The following is a 7,887-nucleotide window of genomic DNA, read 5'->3' as shown; positions in this document are numbered from 1 at the left end:
GGGGGGGACTGTCAAGAGACAACAATGCTCCCTTGAAACGAATTTTTTTCCTCACGTCTTCAAAGGAGCTACGAATATTTTATCATACGCATTCAGGAATTATTGAGCATGAAACTTTTTGTGCTATAATTCCGTGCGTGGAAACGTGGCCGAGCGGTCGAAGGCGGGCGCTTGGAGAGCGTCTTAGCAGTGATGCTACCAGAGTTCGAATCTCTGCGTTTCCGCCATTTGTTTACCCTTTCACTAACTCACTTCCAGCAGTCATACACAAACGCCGGCGGTATATTGAACATCACAAAGCGCGTCTTCATGTGTGAAAATTTCTTCTTCAGAACGTGCTTCATGATTGAGGAATATTGATACGCTACAAAATGTCCGTCAGGCTTCAGGGCTTTCAGTACGGCGTTGAGGATTCTAACCGTCATTTTCGGAGGCAGCACCGTAAAAGGAAGGCTCGAAATCACAAAGTCAAGCTCCGTTATTCCGTTGTCATTCATATACTTCACTAACTCCTGCGCGTCGCTGTGCAATGTCAGCCCTTTGTGTTCGGGATGTTCCTCGCGAATCATTTTCTGCAATGCCGGGTCAATCTCGAACACCAAAATTTTAGCGTCAGGCCGGGCACGTCTCACAATTTCCCGCGTAAAGACCCCTGTCCCTGCTCCAAGCTCTGCGATATATTTCGCGTTCTCCCAGTCAACACGGTCAAGCATGGCTTTTGTGAGAAATTTCGAGCTTGGCGCAACACTTCCGATTCGTCTCGGCGAGCTGGCAAATCGTTTCAGGAATGTCATACTCTCTTTAAGCTGCAACGTTCAAATCCTCCGTATGTGCTATTATTTCTGAAATCCACATAATTATACAGGGGGGAAAAAATTTCATGTCCGGCAAAAAAAGACTCGTAGTCCTCACTGGTGCGGGCATAAGCGCGGAGAGCGGGTTCAAAACTTTCCGTGACTCCGGCGGGTTATGGGAGCAGTATAACGTTGAGGACGTAGCAAGCATTGAGGGGTGGTACAGAAATCCAAAGCTGATGACAGACTTCTACAACGATTTACGCGCACAGCTTGAACACGCACAGCCCAATGAAGGCCACAAAGTATTAGCCGAGCTTGAAGAATATTTTGACGTAAGAATTATCACGCAGAATGTCGACAACCTTCACGAAAAGGCCGGGAGTCATAACGTTCTTCACCTTCACGGAGAACTGACGAAAGTACGCCCGGTGAATGATGAGCGCGAAAGCAAGGTTATCGATATAGGCTACAGGGCGATGGCTTACGGCGAGAAGAACGCGGACGGGGAATTATTGCGGCCTCATATAGTGTGGTTCGGCGAGGCAGTCCCTGCTATCACAGAGGCTTCACGGCTCGTGAGGAGTGCGGATATTTTTGCGGTTGTCGGCTCGTCGCTTGTGGTATACCCTGCGGCTGGGCTTGTTCATGATTTGAGGGGAGGCACAAAATCATATCTCATTGACCCGGCAGAAGTGAGTGTACCGGGGTGGCTGAATTTCAAGGTCATAAAGGAGCCTGCCTCGACAGGAGTCGCGAAAATGAGGGACGAATTATTGATGGAGATGAAGAGATGACAGAGTTGACCCCTCCGGCTTGCAGCCACCTTCCCTTGTGCAGGGGAGGCAACCCCTCCGGCTTGCAGCCACCTTCCCTTGTGCAGGGGAGGCAACCCCTCCGGCTTTCAGCCACCTCCCCTTGTGCAGGGGAGGCAAGAATCCCGATGAGTCCCTTGTCCCCCCTGCCAAGGGGGGAGGGAGCGTAAGCGGAAGGGGGGTAGCCTTTACGGGAGGGAGTGCAAGCGGAAGGGGGTAGTTTTTCGGATAAAGAAAGGAGATACACATATGCCGCCATACACGCCTCAGCTTATCGAACGCGCAAGAGAGCTGCGAAAGAACATGACACCGCAGGAACGCCGTTTGTGGTACTGCTTCCTGCGAAATCATCCGCTGAAATTCTACCGACAGCGGCCAATCGGAAGTTACATCGCTGATTTCTATTGCAGAAAACTCAGGCTCGTGATTGAAATTGACGGCTCACAGCATAATATTGACGAGACTATAGAATATGACAGGGTACGCACAGAATATATGAACTCTCTTGGCCTGAATGTTATACGCTTCAGCAACAGAGAAATTGACGATAAATTCAGCAGCGTATGTGAAAAAATTAACGCTTTAAGCAAGGAGGACTAAATCACAATGTCATTCAAACGCTGGCAAAATGTCCCGGAGGTTCAGGACGCTACCGCAAAACTCACGGACTCGGCCAGGAATTACGCGGCACTTCTCGCGGAAAACACAACCGAAAGCAAGTCGCAGGCTCAAAAATTATGGCAGTCTATGTCCGCTTCATACTGGGATATTCTTTTCGCCCTCGTTGAAGCTCAGACAAAATCCATGCCCGCGACATTAACATTTGACCCGGAAGAGCGGCTCTTTATCGATTTAGGCTGCATTCCCGGAGTAATCAGTCTCAGCAAAAATTTTGACCCAAAATCTTGGCTCGCGACAAAATGCGCCGGGGACATCTTCCCGGTTATGACATTCTCGGACTACATCGCAGAATCATGGGCGGCCGTTACAGGCAATGAAGCTCCCGTTCCCGCAATCGGCATGAGCCTCAACGACAGAATCACCGCGTTGAACGAGGCACTGACAGCGGCACAGACACAGCGCGACTCCTTCATTAAGGCACTTGCGCCAAAATACCCGTCAAACCTCAACATAGCACAGACTCTACAGTCCCTCGATGATTTCCTCATGTCAGCCACAAAAGTAAACATGAGAGTCCCCGAATACCGCGAGGGAGACGAGGCAACACGCCAGAAATTAGCACAGCAGAGAAAAGCATACATTGACGCAGAGAAAGCCATGCTCCTTTTCATTTCCTCAGCGCAGAAAAACGAGGCTAACCCGCTCCCGATTCCCATTGTCGAGAAATTCACAGCCTCACACGAGAAAACGAAAATCATCGCAAAGGAAATATTGTATTCCCAGATTGACGCAATCAAAATCGCCCGGCGAAACAAGAAAATCACAGACACCTGCGCCCAGATGACAGACGCAATGAAGCGCGCCGAGTTCCGAAACATGATCATGAAGAAGCGCGAATATCTCACAGTCCCCGCAAAGAATGCCCGCTGTGATATGTCCCTCCTTGCCCAGCCGGGTGCGACTCCGATTGATTACGCGAAAGATTATGAGATTGTCCGGGAATTTACTTCAATGGATGTCGAAATGTTCAACGTTCCCCGCGTGAGAATGTACGGTATACCCCGCGTTATTTTCGTGCCGGGTCAGGGTCTCGGTACTTATGACTGGTCGGATCACACTATACTGATTCCCGCGTTCCCTGTCGGCGGAAATGACAAATCAGTGAGCTACGCGCTCGGCACATTCAGGTGGGACTCAGACGAGGACAGGAAGCTCAAAACTCCCTACGAGCAGCAAATTAAGGAGAACAGGAAGAAATCACTTCTTGCGCTTGCGGCCTCGTTCTACAAGGATTACTCATTGTGGATGACTAAAGAGAAGCGCGGATACAGGATACTTCCCCGCGAGACTCACAAGGTTTTCGTCAGCATGTTCACCGTGAGAAGCGAAGAATAACGCCATGCCCATAACAATACCCGGCGACCTTCCCGCAGCTGGAATCCTCGAACGGGAAAATATTTTCGTGATGACTCAGAGGCGCGCTATGACTCAGGATATACGCCCTCTGAGGATTCTTATTCTGAATCTCATGCCGACAAAAATTGTTACTGAGACTCAGTTAGCCCGGCTTTTAGGGAACACCCCGCTTCAAGTTGAAATTGACCTCATGGCCATCAGCGGACGCGAACACAAGAACACGCCCAAGGAACATATGTTAGCGTTCTACAGGAATTTTGACGCTTACAGGGACGAATATTTTGACGGGATGATCATCACAGGCGCACCCGTTGAGCTTCTGCCGTTTGAGAAGGTCGACTACTGGCCGGAATTGTGCGACATAATGGAGTGGAGCAAGTCCCACGTTCACAGCACGTTTCATATTTGCTGGGCGGCTCAGGCGGGACTCTATTATCATTACGGCATACCCAAAATACATTTGCCCCGCAAAATGTTCGGAGTCTTCCGCCACAGGGTTACGCACAAAGGCTCAATATTATTCCGGGGGGCTGATGATGTCTTCATGGTACCTCATTCGCGCCACACTACAATAATGCGCGGGGATATTCTGAGGATTCCCGCCCTCAAAATTCTTTCTGAGAGCTACGAGGCAGGGGTCTATGTCGTCTCTACGAACGAGGGAAGGCAGATATTTATCACCGGGCATTCTGAATATGACCCTGAGACCCTCGCGCTCGAATACTGGCGGGACAAACGCGCAGGGCTTGCCATTCACGTCCCGTATAACTATTTCCCGAATGATGACGACTCGCAGAAACCTATTTGCACGTGGCGTTCAAGTGCTAACCTTCTCTATTCCAACTGGCTGAATTATTTTGTCTACCAGCAGACACCGTATGACACACGCAAGATTAAGGAGCTTGATTTGAGGAATTGAGGATTGATAGACTGACGCTTTCACAATAAAATATATCATCCACGCAAAAGCCCCGGCCATGAAGAGAGTCCCGGATAATTTTTTTTTTGCGGGAGTCCCGGCTTGTGCAAAGCTCAAAGGAAGGACATAACTATGAAGAAATTTACGCTCAAAGCAGTACTCATTATTCTTGCGCTCGCCCCTATGACCCTCGCCGTAACAGCCGTAGCCCTCATCACATCGAACGTAGTCGCCCGAAACCTGAAGCAGGACACGAAAGAAGAGCTTATACTCGCCGCAAAAGCACTCAGGGAGTATTACGAGTATGACATAGTGAACGGCTATGACCTCGTTGACGGCTTCATACGCTACGACACAAGCTACATCGACAAAATGAAAGCCGCAGGAGTCGACCTGACACTATTCCGCGAAAATATCCGATTCATGACGACAATCACAGACGCAAACGGCAAACGCATTGAGGGGACTCCCGCGTCAAATGCCGTGTGGGAGGCCGTAAAAGCCGGGAATGATTATTATTCCGACAGCGTGAAGATCAACGGCCTAGATTATCACGTCTACTATACCCCGATAAAGTACGGCGCGAAAGTCTACGGCATGGCCTTTTCCGGCAAGCCCGCGACACAAATTCAGTCAGCCGTAATGAATATATACATCCTGATTCTGTCAGTCAGCGCGGGATTGATATTATTTTTCGGGGCAATCGCTTACGCTGTCGCAAAAAGAGTCGCAGAGCCGCTGAAGGAAGTTACAGCACGGATTGAAACACTGCTTGACGTGAATAATGATGACGAAATAGAGACGGTCAGCAAAATTTCTGAGACCTCTCAGCTAATCACAGCCGCCGGAAATATCAGCAGGGTAATCCGTGAAGCTGTCGTGAAAATTCAGGAGTCGGCGTTCTCTCTCGCTGAGACCGTGAAATCTACATCGGACATGGCCGGGGAAGCGTCAGAGTCAGCGTCCCAAATATCAGAAGCCATGAAGGGACTCGCGCAGTCAGCCGTAACAATCGCCGGAAGCGTACACGGGATAAGCACAAATCTTGACGAGATGGACACCGTTACAGCACAGGCCGTGAAGAATGTCGACACCCTCAGCAGAAGCTCCGGGACAATGGACACCGCTAACATTTCGGCGCACGAAAGCATTGATGACGCGGCGCGGTCTTTCTCTCACGCCTCAGAGTCTATCGCCACAATCAGCGAGAAGATTCGCGAGACACATGACGCAATCGAGAAAATCAACGAGGCCGTGAACATAATCTCCGACATTGCCTCGCAGACTAATTTACTGTCGCTTAATGCCAGCATTGAGGCCGCCAAAGCAGGCGAGGCGGGAAAAGGATTTGGGGTTGTCGCCGGGGAAATCAAGAAACTTGCGGAACGTTCAAACGAGTCAGCCGAACAGATTCATGATATTGTCGTTGAGGTTGAAGGATTATCGGCTGAAAGCGTGAAAGCCGCGCTCGAAATGAAGAACCTTATCGACAACGAACGCGGGAAACTTCTTGCGGCTCAGGAGAAATTCAAAGCTCTTGACGCGGAAATCAAAATATCGCTTCAGGAAATCGGCGAGGTGTCAGAAGTGATTTCACGGCTTGAGGGCATAAAGAATACGATTCTTGAGGAAGTCAACAGTCTTGCGGCAACGTCAGAAGAGACTTCAGCCACAAATGAGGAAGTCGCCGCGTCTGTAGGAGACATTGCCGACAATGTGAAGAAAGTCGCCGATGACACAGAGACAATGAATAAACTTGCAGACGATTTATCAGAGGCAGTAGAATCTTTCAGGTAGGAGGCTGTAACACATGAAAAAATTTCTGTTATCACTGGCAGTATTGTTCCTCATGTCGTCAAACGCATTTGCCCTCAGCGACTCGGAGTACAGAAAAATGATGAAGGACTCCGATTTTGCCGAGGCAGACAAGGAACTATCGCAGGCATGGAACGAGGCAAAGAAGCTCCCCGCCAAATTCTTTGAACATTTGCAGGCGGAACAGCGCGAATGGATTTCACACGGACGCGACAAAAGAGCGGAGTCCCTCATGAAGGCCGATAGAACTCTCACGCGGACTCAGGCTTACGCGCAGGAGACAAGCTCACGGGTTGAGGCCATAAACAGCGCAATAGACGCGGCAAATCTCACGCCCGAAAAATTAGCGGACGGCTTTTTCATCTGCAATGACGGCGGGAAATACACCGAGCTGTCAATCACGTTTGAGGGGGAAACTCTCACGGCTGATTTCACCGACAATGACGGAAATACCATCTGGAAAGCTGGCGGCAAAATCTCCGGGAACGTCCTCACATTGTCAGGCGAAAAGGGAAGCGCGTCCGTAACTTTCTGGAACATGAGCTATCCTGTTGTCGCAGGCGATAAGAGTCTCAGGGACAGCGGGATTAATGTTGACGGGAAATATCATGAGCGTGTTACGGCATTCTGATTCACGGGAGGGGAAAATCATGAAGCGTTTTGTTACTGTAATTGCGGCACTGTTTATGCTCGCGTCATCGGCATTCGCTCTCAGCGACTCGGAGTACAAAGAAATGATGAAGGACTCCGATTTTGCCGGGGCAGAAAAGAAACTCGCACGGATATGGGATGAGGCAAAAGCAAAACTTTCCCCGGAGCATTTCGCCTGGCTTCAGGAAGAGCAAAAAGAATGGCTCACGAACTCACGAGATCACTACGCCGGAATAGCGATGAGCGGAAGAACTCCCCCCGCCAAAGCCTACGCAGACGCAACAGAGCAGAGGATTAACGACATTCAGGGCGCAATATGGGCGGCGGAAATCACCCCTGATGACGCGGACGAGAATATATTTACCAGTCCGGCAGGCTACGAGATAGATATATCGCTCGACAGGAAGACAGGAATCCTCACGGCGAGTTTTGAGTCAGACGAGGCAAAAACAGTATGGACAGCAGGCGGGAAACTTTCCGGGAATGTCCTGACAGTCTCAGATGACAAAGGAAGCGCGGAAATAATGTATCTTGACCTGAACACCGTAACCGTGAAATCAGACGCGAAACTCCGGGGCAACGGCGTGAATGTTGACGGAAAATATCAGCAGTTTCTGAACGGGGTGCAGATACGCAATCAGAAAAAATCCCGCTAAAAATTGACAATCCGGCAAAATCGCGGTTATGATAACCCATCAATCCAAATCACACACATACACATCACTTTTTTGTGGAGACGTGGCCGAGTGGTCGAAGGCGGTTGACTCGAAATCAACTGAGCGGCTTGCCGTTCCTAGAGTTCGAATCTCTACGTCTCCGCCATTTTTATATGTAAAGGAAGGTTTCTCTAAACGTC

The 7,887-nt window shown here is 49.8% G+C and carries 8 protein-coding genes and 2 tRNA genes; 9 read left to right on the top strand and 1 reads right to left on the bottom strand.

The features are described 5' to 3' along the window. The first annotated feature begins 139 nt into the window (after window positions 1-139). Window positions 140-227, top strand: a tRNA-Ser gene (locus tag IKQ95_07540). Window positions 228-248: 21 nt separating this feature from the next. On the opposite strand, the gene IKQ95_07535 is transcribed toward IKQ95_07540, so the two are convergent. Further along, on the bottom strand, window positions 249-794 hold the full coding sequence (locus IKQ95_07535; GenBank protein MBR4196544.1) for a methyltransferase domain-containing protein: 546 nt from the start codon (window positions 792-794) through the stop codon (window positions 249-251). Window positions 795-880: 86 nt separating this feature from the next. On the opposite strand from IKQ95_07535, the gene IKQ95_07530 reads away from it, so the two are divergent. From IKQ95_07530 to IKQ95_07495, 8 genes are all read left to right on the top strand, one after another. Next, complete coding sequence (locus IKQ95_07530; protein ID MBR4196543.1) at window positions 881-1,591, top strand: NAD-dependent deacylase; 711 nt, start codon at window positions 881-883, stop codon at window positions 1,589-1,591. Between the two features lie 267 nt (window positions 1,592-1,858). Continuing rightward, complete coding sequence (locus tag IKQ95_07525; GenBank protein MBR4196542.1) at window positions 1,859-2,209, top strand: endonuclease domain-containing protein; 351 nt, start codon at window positions 1,859-1,861, stop codon at window positions 2,207-2,209. A 6-nt stretch (window positions 2,210-2,215) separates the two neighbouring features. Then, window positions 2,216-3,625 (top strand): hypothetical protein, encoded by a 1,410-nt coding sequence (locus IKQ95_07520; GenBank protein MBR4196541.1) that lies wholly within the window; start codon window positions 2,216-2,218, stop codon window positions 3,623-3,625. Window positions 3,626-3,629: 4 nt separating this feature from the next. After that, window positions 3,630-4,565 carry a homoserine O-succinyltransferase gene (metA, locus tag IKQ95_07515; GenBank protein ID MBR4196540.1) on the top strand — a complete coding sequence of 312 codons (936 nt, stop codon included), beginning with the start codon at window positions 3,630-3,632 and terminating at the stop codon, window positions 4,563-4,565. Between the two features lie 132 nt (window positions 4,566-4,697). Further along, the gene (locus IKQ95_07510; protein MBR4196539.1) at window positions 4,698-6,362 is read left to right on the top strand and encodes a cache domain-containing protein; all 1,665 of its coding nucleotides are present in this window, start codon (window positions 4,698-4,700) and stop codon (window positions 6,360-6,362) included. 13 nt (window positions 6,363-6,375) lie between these two features. Then, window positions 6,376-7,011 (top strand): DUF1311 domain-containing protein, encoded by a 636-nt coding sequence (locus IKQ95_07505; GenBank protein ID MBR4196538.1) that lies wholly within the window; start codon window positions 6,376-6,378, stop codon window positions 7,009-7,011. 19 nt (window positions 7,012-7,030) lie between these two features. Then, on the top strand, window positions 7,031-7,687 hold the full coding sequence (locus IKQ95_07500) for a hypothetical protein (protein ID MBR4196537.1): 657 nt from the start codon (window positions 7,031-7,033) through the stop codon (window positions 7,685-7,687). 76 nt (window positions 7,688-7,763) lie between these two features. After that, window positions 7,764-7,853 (top strand) — tRNA-Ser (locus tag IKQ95_07495). The last annotated feature ends 34 nt before the right edge of the window (window positions 7,854-7,887 follow it).

The sequence above is a fragment of the Synergistaceae bacterium genome (genome assembly GCA_017540085.1).
Classification (GTDB): domain Bacteria; phylum Synergistota; class Synergistia; order Synergistales; family Aminobacteriaceae; genus JAFUXM01.
Note: the sequence above shows the minus strand (reverse complement) of the source record. Positions and strands in the feature narration are given on the sequence as shown.